This is a genomic window from Clostridioides sp. GD02404 (genome assembly GCF_045898275.1).
GTDB classification, from domain to species: Bacteria; Bacillota; Clostridia; order Peptostreptococcales; family Peptostreptococcaceae; genus Clostridioides; species Clostridioides difficile_A.
On record NZ_JBJOCA010000001.1, the window covers coordinates 32639 to 53042 of the forward strand.

The 20404-nt window shown below is 26.4% G+C and carries 21 protein-coding genes and 1 pseudogene; 12 read left to right on the plus strand and 10 right to left on the minus strand.

Features of this window, described 5'->3' with window-relative positions; all coding sequences use genetic code 11:
- Positions 1-317 precede the first annotated feature (317 nt).
- Positions 318-1130: an SDR family NAD(P)-dependent oxidoreductase gene (locus Q3287_RS00145; protein WP_054277088.1), complete on the minus strand. Its 813-nt coding sequence runs from the start codon at positions 1128-1130 to the stop codon at positions 318-320.
- A 543-nt stretch (positions 1131-1673) separates the two neighbouring features.
- On the opposite strand from Q3287_RS00145, the gene Q3287_RS00150 reads away from it, so the two are divergent.
- Complete coding sequence (locus tag Q3287_RS00150) at positions 1674-1799, plus strand: BlaI/MecI/CopY family transcriptional regulator (protein WP_079740374.1); 126 nt, start codon at positions 1674-1676, stop codon at positions 1797-1799.
- A gap of 35 nt (positions 1800-1834) precedes the next feature.
- Here Q3287_RS00150 and Q3287_RS00155 read toward each other — a convergent pair whose 3' ends face one another.
- A complete protein-coding gene (locus Q3287_RS00155) occupies positions 1835-2062 on the minus strand; it encodes a hypothetical protein (protein ID WP_407963285.1) in 228 nt (75 codons plus the stop codon).
- Positions 2063-2068: 6 nt separating this feature from the next.
- Between Q3287_RS00155 and Q3287_RS00160 the strand changes: the two are divergent.
- Both Q3287_RS00160 and Q3287_RS00165 read left to right on the plus strand, forming a co-directional pair.
- Positions 2069-2251: pseudogene (locus Q3287_RS00160) on the plus strand (hypothetical protein); the annotation flags it as partial.
- A gap of 206 nt (positions 2252-2457) precedes the next feature.
- Positions 2458-4074: a DUF6765 family protein gene (locus Q3287_RS00165; RefSeq protein WP_407963286.1), complete on the plus strand. Its 1617-nt coding sequence runs from the start codon at positions 2458-2460 to the stop codon at positions 4072-4074.
- 113 nt (positions 4075-4187) lie between these two features.
- Here the strand turns inward: Q3287_RS00165 and Q3287_RS00170 are convergent, their stop codons facing one another.
- The 3 genes from Q3287_RS00170 to Q3287_RS00180 all read right to left on the minus strand — a co-directional run bounded on the left by Q3287_RS00170 (position 4188) and on the right by Q3287_RS00180 (position 6166).
- Complete coding sequence (locus tag Q3287_RS00170) at positions 4188-4505, minus strand: hypothetical protein (RefSeq protein ID WP_407963287.1); 318 nt, start codon at positions 4503-4505, stop codon at positions 4188-4190.
- Positions 4506-4982: 477 nt separating this feature from the next.
- Positions 4983-5360: a hypothetical protein gene (locus Q3287_RS00175; RefSeq protein WP_407963288.1), complete on the minus strand. Its 378-nt coding sequence runs from the start codon at positions 5358-5360 to the stop codon at positions 4983-4985.
- A gap of 605 nt (positions 5361-5965) precedes the next feature.
- Positions 5966-6166: a cold-shock protein gene (locus Q3287_RS00180; RefSeq protein WP_021384215.1), complete on the minus strand. Its 201-nt coding sequence runs from the start codon at positions 6164-6166 to the stop codon at positions 5966-5968.
- Between the two features lie 678 nt (positions 6167-6844).
- Between Q3287_RS00180 and Q3287_RS00185 the strand changes: the two genes are divergently transcribed.
- The 3 genes from Q3287_RS00185 to Q3287_RS00195 all read left to right on the plus strand — a co-directional run bounded on the left by Q3287_RS00185 (position 6845) and on the right by Q3287_RS00195 (position 7715).
- Positions 6845-7222 carry a BlaI/MecI/CopY family transcriptional regulator gene (locus tag Q3287_RS00185; protein WP_054270845.1) on the plus strand — a complete coding sequence of 126 codons (378 nt, stop codon included), beginning with the start codon at positions 6845-6847 and terminating at the stop codon, positions 7220-7222.
- A gap of 103 nt (positions 7223-7325) precedes the next feature.
- Entirely contained in the window at positions 7326-7577 is a 252-nt protein-coding gene (locus Q3287_RS00190) for a BlaI/MecI/CopY family transcriptional regulator (protein WP_227832274.1), read from the plus strand.
- Positions 7578-7580: 3 nt separating this feature from the next.
- The gene (locus Q3287_RS00195) at positions 7581-7715 is read left to right on the plus strand and encodes a hypothetical protein (protein WP_255646113.1); all 135 of its coding nucleotides are present in this window, start codon (positions 7581-7583) and stop codon (positions 7713-7715) included.
- Positions 7716-7829: 114 nt separating this feature from the next.
- Here Q3287_RS00195 and Q3287_RS00200 read toward each other — a convergent pair whose 3' ends face one another.
- Entirely contained in the window at positions 7830-7976 is a 147-nt protein-coding gene (locus Q3287_RS00200; RefSeq protein WP_167641110.1) for a hypothetical protein, read from the minus strand.
- A gap of 334 nt (positions 7977-8310) precedes the next feature.
- On the opposite strand from Q3287_RS00200, the gene Q3287_RS00205 reads away from it, so the two are divergent.
- Both Q3287_RS00205 and Q3287_RS00210 read left to right on the plus strand, forming a co-directional pair.
- Positions 8311-9003, plus strand: a complete 693-nt coding sequence (locus tag Q3287_RS00205; protein WP_054270844.1) for a response regulator transcription factor — start codon at positions 8311-8313, stop codon at positions 9001-9003.
- Between the two features lie 195 nt (positions 9004-9198).
- Positions 9199-11268, plus strand: coding sequence for a histidine kinase dimerization/phospho-acceptor domain-containing protein (locus tag Q3287_RS00210; RefSeq protein WP_407963289.1), 2070 nt, complete (start codon positions 9199-9201; stop codon positions 11266-11268).
- A 187-nt stretch (positions 11269-11455) separates the two neighbouring features.
- On the opposite strand, the gene Q3287_RS00215 is transcribed toward Q3287_RS00210, so the two are convergent.
- The 4 genes from Q3287_RS00215 to Q3287_RS00230 form a co-directional block, all read right to left on the minus strand.
- Positions 11456-11782 carry an AzlD domain-containing protein gene (locus Q3287_RS00215; RefSeq protein ID WP_054270841.1) on the minus strand — a complete coding sequence of 109 codons (327 nt, stop codon included), beginning with the start codon at positions 11780-11782 and terminating at the stop codon, positions 11456-11458.
- The gene (locus Q3287_RS00220) at positions 11775-12476 is read right to left on the minus strand and encodes an AzlC family ABC transporter permease (protein WP_054270840.1); all 702 of its coding nucleotides are present in this window, start codon (positions 12474-12476) and stop codon (positions 11775-11777) included. The genes Q3287_RS00215 and Q3287_RS00220 overlap by 8 nt, the downstream gene beginning before the upstream one ends.
- A gap of 265 nt (positions 12477-12741) precedes the next feature.
- Positions 12742-14127, minus strand: a complete 1386-nt coding sequence (locus Q3287_RS00225; RefSeq protein ID WP_407963290.1) for a PLP-dependent aminotransferase family protein — start codon at positions 14125-14127, stop codon at positions 12742-12744.
- A gap of 63 nt (positions 14128-14190) precedes the next feature.
- Positions 14191-14607: a DUF3284 domain-containing protein gene (locus Q3287_RS00230; protein ID WP_054270838.1), complete on the minus strand. Its 417-nt coding sequence runs from the start codon at positions 14605-14607 to the stop codon at positions 14191-14193.
- Positions 14608-15084: 477 nt separating this feature from the next.
- Here Q3287_RS00230 and Q3287_RS00235 point away from each other — a divergent pair, with 477 nt between their 5' ends.
- The 4 genes from Q3287_RS00235 to Q3287_RS00250 all read left to right on the plus strand — a co-directional run bounded on the left by Q3287_RS00235 (position 15085) and on the right by Q3287_RS00250 (position 20366).
- Positions 15085-17988: a sigma 54-interacting transcriptional regulator gene (locus tag Q3287_RS00235; protein ID WP_407963291.1), complete on the plus strand. Its 2904-nt coding sequence runs from the start codon at positions 15085-15087 to the stop codon at positions 17986-17988.
- A 31-nt stretch (positions 17989-18019) separates the two neighbouring features.
- Complete coding sequence (locus Q3287_RS00240; protein ID WP_054270836.1) at positions 18020-18466, plus strand: PTS sugar transporter subunit IIA; 447 nt, start codon at positions 18020-18022, stop codon at positions 18464-18466.
- Positions 18467-18561: 95 nt separating this feature from the next.
- On the plus strand, positions 18562-18864 hold the full coding sequence (locus Q3287_RS00245) for a PTS sugar transporter subunit IIB (protein ID WP_054270835.1): 303 nt from the start codon (positions 18562-18564) through the stop codon (positions 18862-18864).
- 95 nt (positions 18865-18959) lie between these two features.
- Positions 18960-20366: a PTS galactitol transporter subunit IIC gene (locus Q3287_RS00250; RefSeq protein WP_407963292.1), complete on the plus strand. Its 1407-nt coding sequence runs from the start codon at positions 18960-18962 to the stop codon at positions 20364-20366.
- Positions 20367-20404 lie beyond the last annotated feature (38 nt).

A 20404-nucleotide genomic window follows, 5' to 3' on the forward strand; every position in this document is an offset into this window, starting at 1 on the left:
TTTATCAAATAGTAATGATAGTATAAAGCCTGAAAGAAATATACCTAATATGTACCATAAGAAAGTATTTAGATTTTTTTTCATAGATAATCACCAATTCATATTATATTTAATCTTCTTAATTAAAGTATAGCAATAATAAGTATAAAGAGTATATAAAATATCGCAAATATTAACAGGATACATGAAACTATAGTAAAAGTTGTAACAATAAAACGAACGAAAATTATCATACTAAAAGCACTCCAATAATTTTAGGAGTGCTTTTATGATAATTTATTAAAATGTAAATCATTAATAGCATTGTTTGAAAATATTTAAAATGCTGTAAAACCTCCATCAACAGGCATAAATATACCAGTTACATTGCTTGCTTCATCTGATGCTAAAAATAAAGTAACATCTCCAACTTCTTCTGCAGAAGCTACTCTATTCTGTGGAGATACTGTTTTTCCTGATACGATTCCATTCTCAGTATTTTTATTTCCTGTTTCTTTCCTTTTGTTGTTTAAGAATTCTAATGCTTCATGGTACATAGGAGTATCTGTAGTACCTGGATTAATTGCATTTACTCTTATGCCATTTTTTGCATAATCTAAGGCCATATTTTTTGTTAATCCATTTAAAGCATGTTTTGAAGTAACATATGCACTATGCCCAGGGAATCCAGTTAAGCCAGCAACTGAAGATACATTTATTACTACTCCTCCGTTGCCTAATTTTATCATTTCATTTATGCTAAAGTGTGAACAATGAAATGCTGACATAACATTACAATCAAAGACATGTCTAAACATTTCTTCTGACATTTCATGAACAGGAGCAGGTGTTCCAGTGATTCCAGCATTATTTATTAGTATATCTAATCTTCCAAATTTATTAATTGCTGTGTCGATAACTTTTTTACAATTCTGAGAAGTTTTCAAGTCTAGTATTAAGAATTCTACATTTGGAGTTATCTCTTTTATTTCCATCAAAGTTTTTTTACCCATTTCTTCTTTTTTATCTGCTAATACTAATTTTGCTCCTTCTTTGGCAGCTCTTAATGCTATTGCCTTACCTATTCCTCCTGATGCTCCTGTTACAATCATAACTTTATCCTTAAATCTATCTTTAATTATAGCTGACATAATAAATAACTCCTTTTATTATTTTAGTATTAAAATAACCTTTTTATATGAAATCTATTCTACTTGTGATTTTATTTTAGAAAGATACTTTTTTTAAAAACATACATATTATTACCCAAGTAAAAAAGTTTCATAAAAACAAAAATAGTATATGTTTTTGATAAGTTGATGATATAAATGATAATTTATTTTACAAGTCTTAGTTCATACATATTTATGTCACTAGAGTGCTCTAATTTTAGCGATTTAATTTCATTCTACAGTTAGAAGAGTGCAATAGAACTAGTTATTATTTAACATATATGTTTGAAAAATTGATAAATTTATAGATATGAATAATAATTTTAATATATAAAAACAAATTAAATAAGTGGGTCATATGGTAAAGTCTACCTATAGTTTTTGTGTTAAAAAGCTCCTATTATTAGTTTAAGTTATACTGAATGAGGGAGCGACATAAGATGGAAGAAGAAATAATAATAGAAAAATTATTAAGAGCAGAACTGATAATAGTGTAAGTATTTATGGAAAAAAGATTCTAAAATGTCTAAAAAAGAAATTATAAAAGATATAAAGCAGATATATAGATGGCATAAAAGGACAATAAAAATACTACTAAGAAGATTAGTTGATAAATGTTACTTAGCTAGGGATATTATAAAGTTTTAATCTCATTATAAAATAATAATAGATAATGAAAAATATTACACTTTTAATCTAAAAGTAGACCTAACTGTCATTTTAACAACATTAAAAGATATACAAACTGTAGATAGCAAAATAGATACAACTAAAACAGAATTAACAAGCAACATAGAAACTGTTAAGACAGAGATTAATAATAAAATAGGAGATACAACACTACTTGAAACAACAGATAAAACAAATATAGTTAGTGCAATTAATGAGGTAAAAACTAGTGTAGATAGCATAGAAAAACAGCAGAAAAAACAATAAACTATGAACTTACAGACAATGCGATACACACACTTAAAATAGTAGTTACAGATGCAACTCTACAATATATATCATCCAAATTAGTAGAAATTGGAGAAGGATTTAAGAATGTGAAAACAAGTATTATAAATACTTTAGTGCTTAAAAATATAGATGCAAATTTATATCAAAGTTTTTCTTATCTATTTTTTATTATAAATATATTTATTAAATTTAGAAAAAATATGTTTTTTGACTATTTATGCGTTTTTGATGGCTAGTTAGACAGTAAGTGTTGAATATTTTGAATATTTAATTTATTATTTTAATAAATAATTATATATAAGTACACATATAATTATTTATTAAAATAAAATTAAGAGGTGATTTTATGAATTTAGATTTTCACTATTATGGTACATATCTTGCAGCTAAAATAGCTGGTTATAATGATTCTGATGCAAATACAATAGCTTATGCTGCTCAATATGTGGATGAATCAACTAAGAGTATGATTCTTGAAGATGTAAATTTTACACTACCTACAGTACAGACAACTTTAGAATTTGAAAAATATTATGCAGATTTTACTTCATGGGGCTATAAATGGAATCTTGATAGTTTAAATGAAATAAGAAAAGTATGGATACCATTTCATTTTTTACCTGGAAATTTGAACAACCAATATGAGTATAATGGAGTTAAAGAAAGCACAGGACTTACAACAAACTGGAAATTTAAAGATGGAGATGAGAGAAGATTTAGATTAATGTGTTTACCAAATAGTGAAACTGTTTCTTCTATTATAAATGACCTTATCTATTTTCATAGTACTGAGGAATATAAATTACAATTTATTGGAATGAGAATGCATGTACTTGCAGATACATGGGCACACATGTATTTTATTGGAAGACCTGAATGGTATATTAATGATGTTAAAGAATTTATAGCAGAAGAAAGTAAATACATAGAAGAAACTAAATGGACTAAAGCAGAAGAATATCGTAACGGTAGCTGGCATGCTATTAATGTTTCTGGTACTCCTGAGGTTGGTGGATATGAAGGAATTGCATATCTTGGACATGGAAGAATGGGTCATATACCAGACTATGGATATCTTAATTACAGATATGTTCCAAATTGGAGTTGTACTGATGATAAAGTGAAGATACAAAAAAATAATCAAGACAATTTCTTTAAAGCATTTTGTCAAATGGTATATGCACTAAAGTGTATTAAGAATGGTACTGATTTTAGCCTAAATCAATATGAGAGTTTAACAGAAAATCAGAAAATAGAAGTTATAAAAGTAATAACAACTAGAAAAGATGACCAGTCAGATGCATGGAGAAAAGCAATAAAAGCTTTAGGATATAGTTCTTTAGATAACTTTGATAAAAACAAATGGAAAAATGAATTTGAAAAATCTTCTAATAAGCAAAAAACAAACTATTATTATTTTAATCTAGTAGCCAAGAAACATATAGATTATGTAAATAATTTCTTAGAAGAAAATAGATTGAAATTAGATGAAATGTGTAGTGAATATTGTGAATTCAAGACTTTTGATGATAGCCAATTTGCTAAAAATAGAAATAGAGTAACAAAAATTATACTTAGAGGAGCTTTTATAGTTGATGCTATACAGTTTGTATATGATGGAAAATATAAAACTCAACTACATGGAGAACCTTTTGGGGGTAGCATAGTATCTATGGATTTAGATGTGGATGATTATATAATTAAAATAAGTGGTTCTATAGGATGGTTTACTGGTTTATCTATACCAGCTAGAACAATAGGTAAAATAACTTTTTTAACTAAAAAAGGAAAAACTATAACAGCAGGAGAAGAAAAAGCCTTTAAGAAATATGGAAACTTTACTCTGGAACCAGAATCTGGTGAACAAATATTTGCCCTTCAGGGTTCATACTCAGTATATAAATTTAGTTCAGAGTATAGCAAAAGATATTTAGATTGTCTAGGGATTGCTTGTATGAAATAATTACATGAAAGAATGTTTAAAAGCCAAATTAGAAATTTTTATTTAATAGATAGATTAGAAGGTAGCAACTAGAGTTAGTTGTTACCTTCTTTTACTATTAATCCTATTATATTTTATATAACTATATATCTTTTCCTAATTATATAATAGGATATTATTGTTATAATAGATACTAATATTACTGATATTATCGCAGTATCAAGTCTTCTTATTAATAACCCCATTATTATGTATTCCAAGCCTATTAAATATTGAAAAAGTATTTCTAGTTTAGTAGCTTTTTCTCTATCTATATTACCATATTTTAATTCTAATTTATTTAAATACTTTTTCTTACAATAATTAGTTTTACCCTTGATTAAATATCCTACAGTAACCACTATTGTAAATGTTACTCCATAACTTAAAAATATAATGTTCCAAGAGTTCATAGTATAGATACCTCCATTTAGATTTAGATTTATTTTTCTTAATCAAATTATATCAGTAGTATGAACGTAAAGAATGTCTAAAAAATTACAAATATTAACAAAATGAATAACATTATACAAGATTAAATAGAGAAAAATGTGGTAGGGTTAACCTACCACATTTTTACCTACTAATAAATGATGATACAAAAGTCAGTATAAAAAATGAAACAAACAATATAATGAACTTGTGCAATTTGCTTAGTTGAAATACTTTATTAGCAAAAAATAAAATTAATACTGAGAGTAATGCAAAAAGTAAATATTTTATAATAATCATTTTATATCCTATTGATTTCTTACAGATTGTAAGTAGTATTTAGTTACATAAGCCCCGCCTTTATTATAACGTATTTTTTTAAATTTAAAGATTTTCCCAGATGTTATATTTGACCCAAGATGCATTGTAATTGCTCCAACTATAGCAGCAGCAAGATACTAACCTACACCAGGAATGGCACCAGCCAAAAGACCTGCAACTCCTTTAGAAAGATATAAATCAAAGCCTGTCTTAGTCCAAACTATTTTATTTGTCCTAGCTTTTCTATAATATAATTCATTTTCAATAAGAGTAGTGTTAACATCGTTTTCCTTAAGGTTTTTAATTAGTTTATTCATATCTATGTATGTAACTGTACCTGGTTTAGGTAATTGAGAGTCGTTGATTTTCAAGTCTTCTATTGACGCTGGATTATTTTCCATATAATTTGGGATGTCATTTGAAAGCCCCATTGCATTGGCTGTTTGTCCAATAGGTATACCTACAAATAATGCTACTGATAACAATTTCTTAATCCTTGGGTTTCTTAGTTTCATAAAATACATCCATTTTAAATTAGTTATATATCAAAGATATATATTATTGTTGTAGAATGTAATTCTTAAGAATTAACTATATTAAATATTAATAAAACATATAGTAAAACTTAAGAATGCATACAATAAAACTGAATATAAATTAAGTATATGAGATAAATTTCATGTAATATAAGCTTATATATTATAATTATATATAAACTTATAATATATATTGTAACAATAAAACGAACTAAAATTATCATACTAAAACATAAGACATGTTAAATTGTATTAGATATATAAATTGACATACACCAAAGCACTCCTATAAAAAGAGTGCTTATTTTTTTGGAACACATTAAAGAAAAAACTATCAAGAATATTACTCAACATACCTTAGAAACGATTTAAATAGGTCTTTTTAACAACCTAGAACATATGATATAATAAAAAAATAGAAGTGTATTTGCAGTACACTTCTATATCTGTAACTAAGCATTCTCATGTCAGGGAATGATTTTTTCATTTCTCCAAACAACCTTGTTTTTTTCATCAACAATTATCTTACATATACTAGCAATAAAAAAAGACCCTAAAAGAGTCTTTCCCGAAAAATCTATATATTATAATATAGTTATATTTTCTGCTTGAGGACCTCTAGCACCTTTAACTATATCAAAGCTTACTTGTTGACCTTCTTCTAATGATTTAAATCCTGAAGTTTGTATAGCTGAGAAATGAGCAAACACATCATCTCCACCTTCTATTGATATAAAACCAAATCCTTTTTCATTATTAAACCATTTCACTATTCCATTATTCATTAAAAATACTCCTATTAACCTATATCAAGATATACTTGATTTAATTGTGTATTACTACAAATACTATTGTATCATAGATTAATAGAAACGTCTACTTAATTATATTTATTTAGTTAACATTTCTACTTATTCTTAATATTAAAAATACATTTAAGACCTTTGTATTACTATAAATTGGTACGAATGTAGATAAAGCTAAAAAAAATTCTCTAGAAAACAAAATCTATATAACTGTGTATCTATAAATTTATAATAATCATATGAACTATCAGTATAAGCAGTCAATATATGTGTATATCCATACAATTTATTTTTAAATATAGATATTATTACCCACCTAAAAAACTTTCACAAAACCAAAAGAGTATATGTTTTTGATAACTTACCAATATAACTTATAACTCATCTTACAAGTCTTATTTAATAAATATTTATACCACTAAATTCCTCTAGTTTTACCAATTTAGTTTTATTCTACAATTAAAACAATACAATATAACTAGTTATTATTCAACAGATATGTTTGAAAATTGAATAAATTTATGGGTATGAATAATATTTTTTATATATAAAAATAAACTAAAACAGTAGAATATATGGTAAATTTTACCTGTAGTTTTTGTGTTAAAAAGCTCCTATTATTAGTTTAAGTTAGACTGAATGAGGGAGCGACATAAGATGAAAGAAGAAATGTTAGTAGAAAAATTATTAAGAGCAGAATTAATAGTGATGGAATATTTATGGAAAAAAGATTCTAAAATGTCTAAAAAAGAAATTGTAAAAGATATAACACAGATGTATGGATGGCATAAAAGTACAATAAAAACACTATTAAAGGGGCTACTTGACAAAGGTTATTTGGCTAGGGATATTATAAAGTTTCAATCTCATTATAAAATAATAATAGATAATGAAGAATATTACGCTTTTAAGAAAAAGGTACTAAAATCTAGCAAGAGTAGAAAAATAATGCGCTCTCTTACTACCATGCATAAAAATGTAAGTAAAGAAAAGTTAGATTCATTAGAAGAGTATTACAGAAACTTAAAAGAGTAATATGGTGAAAATCAGATGTATATATTTGGCTAAATTCTCTTGTCTGAGGAGTTTTATTGATGTAGAATTTGCATATGCATAAATCGGCAAAAGGGTGTAAACTATGAAAATTAGTAAATTACCAGAAGCAGAATTAAAAGTTATGAGATATATTTGGGAAGCTAACAAAGTATTAACTTCTAGAGATTTGGTTAATGTAATGAAAGAAAAAAATAGATGGAATGAATCAACTACATTTACAGTTTTAAAAAGATTAGAGCGAAGGGAATTTTTAGGTACAGAGAAAACAGGTAAACTTACACACTATAATGCAGTAGTAAAAGAGGAAAAATATCTAAGGTTTGAAACAAAATAATTTTTGAAGAATATACATAAAAATTCAATTTCAAGTTTAATATCAGTATCGCATAGTAAAGATGATGAAGTGGATGAAGATAAATTAATTGAACTCGAAGAACATTTTAAGTGTTTGAAAGAAAAAAATGACAAATAGATACATAATAAATAAAATGAAGGTAGAAAAAGTTATAATTTCATACCTTTATTTTATTTAATATTCTGAACATATTAAAAAATGAAATAGGTTTGTCTTATATTTATATAAATTTTAACAGAATATGTATGGTATATAATAGATAGTATGTATAAAAATAGAATTTAAATAAGTAGCTATTATTGCAGTTAAATAAATGCTTCTAAGCCTATTTGGGTGGAAGAATGGTGGAAGAAAACTAGTAAAATATGATTCTTCCACCATTCTTCCACCTTAAAAATAAAAACTGCTCAATAAGAATTAATATACATTAATTCAGCTGAATCCAATCAAAATACTTAAATAAAAGTAATCTGAAAACAACATAATTAAAATCAATTAATTCAAATAAACCTCAATTTATCTTAAATCTTAAGAAATATTTAAGATTTAGGATAATATTTTCTTAAGATTTATATTCTATTATATATTTATAAGGTAAAGTTACAAAAATGTAAGCCAAATTAATATAACAATTTAGTCATTGTTGAGAAAGGGAGTGAAAGATATTGTATAATAGAGATGAGTATTATTATACAATAGAGGAAGTGAAAACATGTACAACATATTAGTAGTAGATGATGATAAAGAAATCGTTGATTCAATAGAAATATATCTTAAATCAGAAGGATTTAAAATATATAAAGCATATGATGGAATGAAAGCTTTGGAAGTAATAACAGAGAATGACATTCATCTAATATTAATGGATATAATGATGCCTAAATTGGATGGAATCAAGGCAACTGTGAAAATACGAGAAGAAAGAAACATACCAATAATTTTAATTTCAGCAAAAAGTGAAGATACAGATAAAATAATGGGATTAAATATTGGAGCTGACGATTATATAACAAAGCCATTTAACTTATTAGAGCTTATAGCTAGAGTTAAATCAAACTTAAGACGTTATGTAACTTTAGGCAATTATGAAGATGCAAGTCAAGAAGTTTTAAAAAGTGGAGCTTTGGAGTTAAATACACTAACAAAAGAAGTGAAAATTGATGGTGAAAATATAAAAATGACTCCAATTGAGTACAAAATCATTAAACTTCTTTTAGAAAATAAAGGACGAGTTTTCTCAATAGATGAGATATACGAAAAAGTATGGAATGAAGAAAGTTTTAATTCAGAAAATACAGTAGCAGTACATATTAGGCGAATAAGAGAAAAGATTGAAATAAATCCAAAAGAACCAAGATTTTTAAAGGTGGTGTGGGGAGTTGGTTATAAGATTGAAAAATTTTAGTGGAAAACTTATAAAAGAAAAAAGTTTAATATTTAATTGCGTTTTGATTTTGGTCATTTTTACATTTACACAAATGTTAGGAATTCTTATATGTTTTAACTTTTTCTCTAGTAGCTTAATTTATTCTATGGGAATTATGCTTGTATTAAATTTTATATTATATAAAATACTGACAATGTAGATGAGGTGGACAAGTTGGAAAAATATAGAGCATTGAAGTTAGTCTCATTAATCATAATATCTATCTCATTTCCATTAACTATATTGTTGGTAACAATAGGACTTGCTGAACCTAAATACAATATACAAAAAACTTCTACAAAGAATGGAATTTTTAATATATCTGATGATTTTTATGACAGTAATTTGTTTGATGATGAGACAATGTTGAATTTATTATACAATTTTAAGCTATCTATGGGTATTGGGTTAAGTAGTGAAGAAAAAATAAATTATGAAGATTTTTACACAAGAGGTAAGAGTCTAGATTCAAGTAGTAGCATTTCTGATTATAATAAAATCATGAAGAAGGTAGAAACTTCTTCTGAATATTTAAGTTCTCTAAAAAATATAAAAATGTATATTGTAAAGATAAATTCAGGCGAATTTTATACAAATACAGAATATAGTTCGTTAGAGGGTTTTAAGCAAAATATTAAAGGCTATTGTGACATAGAGATAGTAAATGATGGAGAAAGAAGCTCATATACTAAAAAAATAAATGGAGAAAAATTTGAATTAAATAATGTTAGTATGGAACTAAATGGAGAAGAGGACGCTTTTGAGGTCTATGCATCTTTTCCCAAAGAACCCACTGTAGATGATGGAATAGTATATACTAACTTTCAAGTATTTAAACAAGCTACAGAAAAAGTAAGATTATTTTTTGTAGCTAGTTTAAGTTTAGCAATTATATGTTTATTATCTATAATTTTATATAGTAGAATAAAATGTGAAGCTTTAAAAAGAAATAACATACTTTTACTAATATACAATAAGATACCTATGGAATTTAATGTAATATTGGTATCTATTTCAACCGTGTTTTTGACTATGTATATTTTTGATGTATCTTATGATATTTATGTTATGATGTTAGTTTCTGTATCCTTATTGGTAGTATCAAATAATATATTTTTTATACATGTTCAATTGAGTTATTTAGAAAATAAAATATGTATATTTAAGTCAAGTATTATAGTAAGAGTGATTTTATGGCTAATAAAGACTGTAAAGGAGGTCATTAACGCTATAAAAAAAGTATCTTTAGCAAGAAAAGTTATTATGATAGTGATAGCATCTTTAGTTTTAATCATGGCGATTAGCACTCAAAGTACAAGCTTTGGATTATTGGTTTCTATATGGATATTTTTAGGATTTGCAATATATATAACTAAAAGACTTTCCTATCTTAGCTATGTAATAGAAGGTACAGAAAAGATAAAACAGGGAGAGTTAGATTATAAGATAAAAATTGCAGGAAATGATAATTTTACATCTTTAGCCGAAAATATAAATAATATTGGAGAAGGTCTTGATAAAGCAATAGAAGAGCAAGTAAAGAGTGAAAGAATGAAGTCTGACCTTATAACAAATGTATCTCATGATTTGAAAACTCCACTTACTTCTATAATAAATTATGTAGACTTGATTAAAAAAGAAGAATCTATACAACCAGACTATATAAATGACTATATAAATGTGCTTGAATCAAAGTCAAAAAGATTAAAATTATTAATAGAAGATTTATTTGAAGCTAGTAAAGTAAGTAGTGGTAATATAGAATTACAGATTAGTAAAATTGATTTAGTGCAACTATTAAGACAAAGTATAGGTGAACTTGAAGAGAAGTTGTCTAAAAGTAATTTAGATATAAAATTAAATGTCCCAAATAATAAGGTATATATATGGGCAGATGGAAGAAGAATGTATAGAGTATTTGAAAATCTTTTGTCTAATATAGCTAAATATTCTTTAGAGGGAACTAGAGTATATATTGATGTATACGATTGTGATAAAAATCTAAAAGTAACTATGAAAAATATATCTTCTTATGAATTAAACTTTGACCCAAGTGAGATTATGGAAAGATTTAAAAGGGCAGACGAATCAAGAAATACTGAAGGTAGTGGATTAGGACTTGCTATTGCAAGAGATTTAGTAAACTTACAAGGTGGAAAGTTCTATATAGAAATAGATGGAGATTTATTTAAAGCAAATTTAGAGCTTCAAAAATATGAAGAAGAAGTAACAAGTGTAGATTGAGATAATATTTAAATACACACATACTTTTATAAAGAATAATAAATTTTATCATAATAAATTAAAATCTTGCTAGTAACGATTGAAATGTAAAAAACAGAGTGGTTTAAAACTACTCTGTTTTTTATTTAAAATCAAGATGATAATAAATTAAAATTGTACATATAATTTAGAAACTATTATCTAAAGATTATAGGATAATTCCAAATAAATATATAGATATCACACCTGTAACAATAGAAATTCCAATAGATTTAAACCTATAAGCTACAAGAAGTACAACTAGAAAAGATATAATTTTAGGATTAGTCATAGATAAATATAAATTATCATCATTAAAGAATACATCTTTAGCAGTTAAAGAAGTAAGTATTGCTACAGGTATAAATTTCATAATTTTTTTCAAAGGTTCAGGCATTTCTTTTTTTGAGAAAATCAACATAGGAAGAACTCTTGGAAGATATGTGACAATATACATTCCAATTATAATACAAAGTATGTAATAATTATTATTCATAAGACTCCTCCTTTTTATAGTAAGATTCCTCTATGAAGAAACCAATCAAAGATGCTAAAATTGAAGTAACTATTATCACCAAATTATTTTTAAATAATGCATATAATACAACTGAAATAATAATTGATGATATAAATACCACAATATAAATTTTATTTTTTATCTGGGAAACTATTAGAGCTATAAACATAGAGGTCAATATAAAACCAGAAATAGAACTATCTATAGATATACTTTCTCCTAAAAATGCTCCAATAAAATTAGCCAAAACTGATGAAATTAGACAGAAGAAGTTTAGATAAAGTGCATTTTTATCAGACCAATTTCCAGTAGTAAATTTTTCGTAATTAACTGCAAAAGTTTCATCTGTTATAGTATGACAAAATGGTAATATAAATTTTGGACTTTTATTTTTTATACACATATTTAAATTAGAGCTCATTAGAAAATGTCTTAAATTAACAATGAATGTAGTCAAAACAATAGATGTTATACTTGCCCCAGTAGAAATCATTGAAGCTGCAATAAATTGAGAACTTCCTCCAAATACTAGTGTTACCATTAGTGCTATTTGAAAAGGTGAAAGACCAGATTTTTGTAATAGTATTCCTCCTACTATACCTATAGGTATATAACCTAGAAATATTGGGATTGAAGCAATAAAACTTTCTCTTAGTTCTTGAGATTTTCCCATAATAAAATCACTCCTTTTGTTTTAATGTATTAAAGATTAGTAAAACAGTAAAATAGATTAGTGGTATAATTGCAATCATACTTAAAAATGAATTTGGATTAATATGTAAACTACCATATAAAATCAAGATAGTTTAAAAATACTATCAAAATCAATATACTGGTAATAATCTATATTAATCTCTATAAATTAATTACTATCTGTTGTAATTTTATTGTAACAACAAAAAAAAATACACACAATTAAAAAATTGTGTGCAATACAATTATCTTTTCTCATCCAATAATCTTTTCAGTACAGTAAGACCTGATTTAAGTTCTTCTGTACTTTCTGTAGCACATACGGCTATTCTTATTGCAGAAATAGGTTTTTCCTTTCCAACAGCAAAACGCTCAGATGCATAAACCTGTACACCTTTTTTAAGTGCTTCCATTTCAAATTCTTCTGCCATTATATCATCAGGCAGAATCAACCACCTAAAGATACATTCGTCACTTCCTAAAAGATTGTATTCAGATAAATACTGATTAATAATCTTGTTTCTTCTCCTTGCAGATTTGCGACGAGCATTGATTAATTTATCAGCTTCTCCTGAACTAATCATACGATAAGCAATTTCTGTTAAAAAATAGGATTGAGATAAATTAATATTGTATAAAGCACTTGATAATGCTTCTCTATACTGTTTAGGTGTAGAGATATAGGCCAAACGTAAGCTAGGTGCAATAATTTTTGATAAACTAGTAATATAGATTGTCTGATTTGGTATATAAGAAGCCACTGGATTTAAATGTTCTTCATTAAGTAAGCTATGAATAGCATCTTCAATAACAATTAGATTGTATTTAGATGCAATATTTGCAATCATCTTTCGCCCATTTTGTGACATTATATGTGTAGTTGGATTTTGATAATCTGGTATTATGTATAGACCTTTAATATTTTCATTTTTACAAGCATATAATAGACCTTCTTCACTAATTTCCATATTTTCTTGTTTAATTGGAACTAGTTGTATTCCAAGCATTTTAGCTGCAGTCTTTATTCCAGGGTAAGTTAATGGGTCTACACCTATTTTATCTCCATGTTGAAATAAACCTGCTAAAATGGCTACAATTGCATTTTGTCCACCACTTGCAGGAAGTAGACTATCTGCTGTAGTTTCAAGTCCAGCTCTATAAATTAATTTAACAATAGCTTCTTTTTGCCACTTGGCACCATCTCTTTGGCCATACTGAAATATAGTTTTAAAATCGATTTCTTTAATTATATGCTTAAACAAGGTATTCATTTCTTCTAATGTGAAATCTGGATTCATTGTACCCATTTCAATAAATGTAATTTTATTATCACTCGACATTAAGAATAAATTTGAGCGTGTATCATAAGATACAAAAGTCCCACTGCCAGTAACTCCACTTACCAATCCTTTTTTTTCACAAATTTTAAAAGCTCTAGAGATGGTACTGACATTAACATCTAAAAAATCTGCCAATTCACGTTGTGGTGGTAATTTAGTACCTGGCAACAACAATCCATTATTGATGTCTTGTTCTAACTGTTCTGCAAGAGCTTTATATAATATTTGTCCTTTTGAAGGTCGCTTTGGTTTCCAGCTCATAGGATAATTTTCAAAAGAATTAATTGGCATAAATTTTCACCTCTCATTATTAGTTTAATTGCTATCTTTATCTAAAACAATGAAGCCATATTTTTAATTATTCTTATTTTCTAACTCTATTTCCAAGTTCTTTATAAATTTATTAAATTCTTCTGGATGTCTTTTTCCAAATAATATTCGTACAAGGACTGAATTAATTTTTCCAAATACATTTCTCTCACTTTCACTTTCAGTGAAAATAAGTTTTGTATTTTTTAAATCAATATGTATAAGTTCATACCTAGTGATAATACTTTCTCTGTTATTGCTTGTTTTTATCTCATATATTTTATTTTTTTCAAAATTAGTTATTTCAACCTTAAATCTTTTGTTATTTTTCTGTTGTACAAATGTCCCCACTGCTTTTTTTTCATTAAAATTAGGAAAATTTAATCTTGCAGATTTTGTAAATATATTAAATATATCTTTTGCAGAATGTTTTAATAAGATTTCAGCTTTAAATGTATTCATATCGTTTTCCTCTCTGTATGTAAATTTAATACTCGTAAATTAATTTTTAAGTTAAAATAGTATAATATGCCATATAAAAGCATGTAAAAGTCATTTGTATATCCAAAACCATATGGTATAAGTATTTATACTATTATATAAAAGTAAAATTTTAAAACAGAAAGTGTTAAAAGCATAATTTATAATAATTTTTATTGTTGAGTAGATATGTATTATTATATCTAATTAAACAAGTTTTTCAATTATAAATTTATAAATATTATTATATTATAATTCAAATAAAGGATTAAATTATTTAAATTTATAAATAGTAAATACATTTAGTAAATTACTAAATATACAAAATGTAAATGATTATCAAATTGTATAAGTACCAATAACACCCAGTTACCTACAGGGTTTGAATAGCAAAAAATATTAAATTAAGTATGGCATGATAGTTGCTTATATAATTTATCAAGAAAGGAGTTATTAAGCATGGAGTTGAGAGATAAACTTGTAAACATCATAAATACAGAAAATAAAAAGGAACCATTAACAGATGTTCAGATAGCAAAGTTTTTAAGTACAACTAGAGAGAATATAACTAATTTAAGAAAAGAGCTTAATATAAGTAATTCAAGGCAAAGAAGATATCCTTATCTAAAGTCAGCAATTTCATCTATATTACAAAAGAATAAAAATATTTCTATATCAGAAATCACAAGAGAATTGATGGCAGAAGGTTTTAATATATCAAGAAGAGTTGTAGAGGAACTTTTGCCTAATGAAAGTTTGGAAATGAATGTAGTAGAGATACCTAAAGAAGAATCAGAAGATTCATTTGAAACTCTAATAGGAAATAAGGGAAGTCTTAAAAATGCAGTGGAACAGGCTAAGTCAGCTATATTATACCCTCCAAAAGGATTGCCCACGTTGATTGTAGGAGAAAGTGGAGTTGGTAAAAGTTTATTTTCTAAGCATATGTATGAGTTTGCAAAGAAGAAAAAAGTAATAAAAGAAAGTTCAAATTTTGTTGTATTTAATTGTGCTGATTATAGTGACAATCCACAATTATTGTTATCTTTGTTATTTGGATATAAAAAAGGTGCATTTACAGGTGCTGAATATGATACACCAGGTCTTGTAGAGGAAGCTGATGAAGGAGTTTTATTTTTAGATGAAATACACAGATTGCCTCCAAAAGGTCAAGAAATACTATTTTCTATATTAGACAGAGGAAAGTTTAGAAGATTAGGTGAAACTAATGCTGAAAGGAAAGTAAGTATTATGTTGATTGGAGCTACTACTGAAAATGTAGAAACTAATTTATTATTGACATTTAGAAGAAGAATACCAATGCTAATAACTTTACCACCATTACATGAGAGACTACTAAAAGAGAAAATAGACCTTATATACAATATCTTTCAACAAGAGTGTAATAGAATAAATGCAAAAATATTTGTAGATAAAAATGTAATTGAAATACTTGCACTAAAAAAATTTAGTGGAAATATAGGGCAATTACAAAATATGATTCAGGTTCTTTGTGCAAGAGCTTTTATGAAGTTTATAAATTCCAAAGGTGAAGATAAAGAGTCAATAGTAGTAGTAGATATAAATGAAGTTCTAAAGCTTAAAGATTCTTTTAAAGATGCAGCTTTTCAAGAGGTAGAATACACAGAAATAAGAAAATATTTAAAAAATGCTATATTTATGCCATTTAATTCAGATGAATCATCAGTAAAAGGAAATTTTTTGAGTGACGAGTATATGTTACCAGAAGATATATACAAAACAATTGAAAAAAAATATTATGATTTAAAATCCCTTGATATTGAAGATATAGATATAGAGAATATTTTATGGACTTTTATTTTAAATAGATTTGCTGATTTAAAGTTCAATCTTAATAGTGATGAAGAGCTTTTTTCAATGAGTGATTTAAATAGTTTTGTAAGTGATGATTTAGTCAAGTTAGTAAAAGAACTTATGAATGATATAGTTGAAAAAAATATTAGCTTAGAAGTAAATAAAAACATGTTCAAATATCTGGCAATACACTTAGAAGAAGCTATAAAAAGAATTAAATTAAATCAAAAAATAATAAACGTAAATTTAGAAAAAATAAGAAGTGATTTTTCAAAAGAATATGAAATTGGTAAAAATTTTGCAATAAAAATAGAAGAATTAATTGGTATTAAGATTCCAGATGATGAGATTGGATTTATAACACTATATATAAAATCAGCTCTAAAAAATGAAGTAAAAAAAGATAAAGTAGGATTAATAATAATTTCTCATGGACGTATAGCTACTGAGACTGTAAATGTGGTTAAAGAACTTTTAGGAGTAAAGTTTCCTGTAGCTATAGACATGCCTTTAGATGAAAAACCAATAAATATATACAATAAGGCAGTAGAATTATCAAAAATAATAGACCAAGGAAAAGGAGTTTTGTTTTTGGTAGATATTGGTTCACTTACGAACATAGGTCAGATAGTAAATAAGCGAACTAATATAAATACTAAAACTATTGATAGAGTGGATTTATTAATGGCATTAGAGGCAGCTAGGAAAGTTTCTATGGGAGATGAAGAATTAGATGAAATATTTTTTTCTTTGTTAAAAGATAGGATGGGATATAACTATGAATTGGAAAAACATATGGATAAATCAAATGCAATTGTAACTTTGTGTCTTACTGGAGAAGGAACTGCCAAATACATAAGTGAAACATTGGAAGAAAAGTATAATAATACTAAATGTTATCAAATGAGTGCGTTAGATGAAAATTTATTTTGTAAAATTGAAAATTTGAAGGAGACAAACAATATATTGGCTATTGTTGGAACAATAAATCCTAAGATATCAGGTATAAATTTTATCCCATATAATAAAGAACTTTTCAAAAACCTGGATATATACTTATCAAACTCAAGAAAACAAGAAGACAAACAAATTAAAGTGTATGAAAGAATGCTTGATGAAGATTTAGTTATTTTCGAACCAAATATATACTTTAAAAAGGATTTATTAGAGTATATATGTTCAATTCTTATAAATAAAGGATATGTGGAAAAAGATTACTTAGATTCTGTTTTACATAGAGAAGAAATGCTTCCAACATACTCTAAAGGAGCCATAGGTGTACCACATGGAGATTCATCTACTGTAAATAGTACAAGGTTTGTTTTTGTTAAACTAAAGAATCCTATTGACTGGAATGTAGGTAATGTAAATTTTATATTTATGCCAGTTTTTAAGACTAATGATAAAGATATTGTTAAAAATGTTCTTGAAATATTAAAAGATGAAGAATTTATGAATAATGCTAAGCAGTGTTTTAATAAAAATGATTTCAAAAATATTATATTAGATAAATTTAAACATCTGTAGCCATAACAAAAAATTGAGAGGAGTCAAAGTAATGAATGTAGATTTAATATCATTAGGCTTAGAATCTAATGATTATGAAAGTGTTATTAAAGAATTAGGAAATAAAATGTATGAAAAAGAATATGTAAAAAACACATACATAAGTGCTGTATTAGAAAGAGAAAAGACACTACCAACAGGTCTTGATATTGGTGAAATGTGTGTTGCTATTCCGCATACAGATTCAAAACATATAAATGAATCTAATGTAGCTGTGGGTATATTGAAAAATCCTGTAAAGTTTAATTCAATGATAGACCCAACAGATAGATTAGATGTAGAACTTGTATTCTTATTAGCAGTAAAGAATCCAGATTCACAAGTAAAATTATTAAAAGATTTAATGTCAGTTTTTCAAAATATAAAATTATTAAAAAATATAAAAAATGCGTCAACAAAAGAAGAAGTAGCTCAATTATTGGATTTTATAGAGTTATAGTGAAAGTCCAAACAATCAAGAGTAAGTGTTGTTTTTAAATGAATTTAATTTATATAAAATAAAAACTTAAAGTATAAAATTAGGAGGAAATTATTATGAAACAATTCAATGTATTATCAGTTTGTGGTTCAGGGACAGTTACATCATCAATGGTGGCAGGTAAATTAAAAGAAGTATTAGGAGATAAGGGAATTTCTATTACAACAACAGAAGCTAGACCAACAGAAGCACTAAATTTGGCACAATCAGGAAGGTTTGATTTTATAACATTTACTAGTCCACTTCAAACAGGTGATTATGGAATACCTACCATAAATGCATTTGCTTGTTTAACTGGAATAGGTGAAGAGGCATTTTTTGAAGAGGTATTAACTGTTATTGAGGGAATAAATAAGTAATATCTGGGTGTAAATTATAGTATTTAAATCTGTGATTTAGATACTATAATTAGTCTGAAAATTCAATTAAATATTTATAAATAGGAGGATAAAAGATGTTAGAATTTATGAAATCTATAATCGATACGTTTGGTTCTGCAATTATAGTTCCAATTATAATATTCATAATAGCAAAGATATTTAAAGTAACTACAAAGAAATCGTTTCTTTCTGCTGTATATGCAGGAGTTGCTTTACAAGGTTTTACACTTATATTAAATTCTTTTACACCAATAATAACACCAGTTATTAATAGAATGGTTGAAAGTACAGGGGTAAATCTACCAGTTTTTGATGTTGGTTGGCAAGCTACATCATTGGTCGCATTTTCAACAAGTGCAGGAATGATATATTTAGGCCTTGGAATTTTATTACAAACAATTTTATTTTTAGTAAAATGGACAGACGTATTTCAGCCCTCAGATTTGTGGAATAATTATTCGTATATGGTATGGGGAGCTATGGTCATAGGAGTAACAGGAAATTTCCCTTTAGGTATAGGATGTATGGTTTTATTAAACTTATATAGTTTATTAATATCAGAATTAGTTGCAAAGAGATGGTCCAGTTACTATAGATATCCTAATTGTACAATAATAGCTATGCATAACGTTGAGGCCTCTGTATTTGCAGTATTTGCAGACCCTATATACAATAAACTTGGATTAAACAAAATTAAATTAAATCCTAAAGAACTAGAGAAAAAACTAGGTTTTTTAGGTGAACCAATTACTTTAGGTCTTTTTCTAGGTATGTTTATTGGGATATTAGGTAATATGACAAGAATAAATACTATGGAAGCTTGGGGAGAAATAATGAAGGTAGGAATATCTACGAGTGCTGTTATGGCAATTTTCCCTAAAGTAGCAAGTATGTTTGCTCAAGCATTTGCACCTATAACAGAAGCTGCTAGAAAGATTATGCAAAAAGCTGGAAATCGTGAGTGGTATATAGCAGTAAATGATGCTGTTGGATATGGTGAACCTGCAACACTAATATCAGGTCTTATTTTAATTCCAATAATGCTTGTAGTAGCCATGATACTTCCTGGTAATAAGGTATTACCAGTTGTAGATTTATTGGCAATTCCATACATGGTACAAGGTTTAGTTGCTATACATAATGGTAATATTCCAAAAGTATTAGTTTCAGGTATAATTTGGTTTGGACTAGGATTATATATTTGTACATATACAGCACCATTATTTACAGATATGGCTACAGGAATAGGAGTTGCTATACCAGCAGGAGCAATGCTAATAACAAGTTTCAATATATTAGGAAAACCTTTGATGGGATTAGTTTTCTTTGCGTTTTTAAGTGCAAATCCGATTTATATAGGTCTTTCGATTGTAATTTACTTCGTCTTATGGGCGTTATTTAGAAAAAATAAAGTAAGTATACTTGATTATTTAGAAAAGCAAGCACTTAAAAATGTAGCAGAAGAGTCTGTGGCAGTTTAAATTTATAAGTGATAAAAAGAGTAATTAAAGGAGTTTAT

What these genes read in the sequence shown, in the direction of transcription:
- Q3287_RS00145 (WP_054277088.1), bottom strand. Translation starts at nt 1,130, where the DNA reads ATGTCAGCTATAATTAAAGATAGATTTAAGGATAAAGTTATGATTGTA.
- Q3287_RS00150 (WP_079740374.1), top strand. Translation starts at nt 1,674, where the DNA reads ATGTCTAAAAAAGAAATTATAAAAGATATAAAGCAGATATATAGATGG.
- Q3287_RS00155 (WP_407963285.1), bottom strand. Translation starts at nt 2,062, where the DNA reads ATGCTATCTACACTAGTTTTTACCTCATTAATTGCACTAACTATATTT.
- Q3287_RS00165 (WP_407963286.1), top strand. Translation starts at nt 2,458, where the DNA reads ATGAATTTAGATTTTCACTATTATGGTACATATCTTGCAGCTAAAATA.
- Q3287_RS00170 (WP_407963287.1), bottom strand. Translation starts at nt 4,505, where the DNA reads ATGAACTCTTGGAACATTATATTTTTAAGTTATGGAGTAACATTTACA.
- Q3287_RS00175 (WP_407963288.1), bottom strand. Translation starts at nt 5,360, where the DNA reads ATGAAACTAAGAAACCCAAGGATTAAGAAATTGTTATCAGTAGCATTA.
- Q3287_RS00180 (WP_021384215.1), bottom strand. Translation starts at nt 6,166, where the DNA reads ATGAATAATGGAATAGTGAAATGGTTTAATAATGAAAAAGGATTTGGT.
- Q3287_RS00185 (WP_054270845.1), top strand. Translation starts at nt 6,845, where the DNA reads ATGAAAGAAGAAATGTTAGTAGAAAAATTATTAAGAGCAGAATTAATA.
- Q3287_RS00190 (WP_227832274.1), top strand. Translation starts at nt 7,326, where the DNA reads ATGAAAATTAGTAAATTACCAGAAGCAGAATTAAAAGTTATGAGATAT.
- Q3287_RS00205 (WP_054270844.1), top strand. Translation starts at nt 8,311, where the DNA reads ATGTACAACATATTAGTAGTAGATGATGATAAAGAAATCGTTGATTCA.
- Q3287_RS00215 (WP_054270841.1), bottom strand. Translation starts at nt 11,782, where the DNA reads ATGAATAATAATTATTACATACTTTGTATTATAATTGGAATGTATATT.
- Q3287_RS00220 (WP_054270840.1), bottom strand. Translation starts at nt 12,476, where the DNA reads ATGGGAAAATCTCAAGAACTAAGAGAAAGTTTTATTGCTTCAATCCCA.
- Q3287_RS00225 (WP_407963290.1), bottom strand. Translation starts at nt 14,127, where the DNA reads ATGCCAATTAATTCTTTTGAAAATTATCCTATGAGCTGGAAACCAAAG.
- Q3287_RS00230 (WP_054270838.1), bottom strand. Translation starts at nt 14,607, where the DNA reads ATGAATACATTTAAAGCTGAAATCTTATTAAAACATTCTGCAAAAGAT.
- Q3287_RS00235 (WP_407963291.1), top strand. Translation starts at nt 15,085, where the DNA reads ATGGAGTTGAGAGATAAACTTGTAAACATCATAAATACAGAAAATAAA.
- Q3287_RS00240 (WP_054270836.1), top strand. Translation starts at nt 18,020, where the DNA reads ATGAATGTAGATTTAATATCATTAGGCTTAGAATCTAATGATTATGAA.
- Q3287_RS00245 (WP_054270835.1), top strand. Translation starts at nt 18,562, where the DNA reads ATGAAACAATTCAATGTATTATCAGTTTGTGGTTCAGGGACAGTTACA.
- Q3287_RS00250 (WP_407963292.1), top strand. Translation starts at nt 18,960, where the DNA reads ATGTTAGAATTTATGAAATCTATAATCGATACGTTTGGTTCTGCAATT.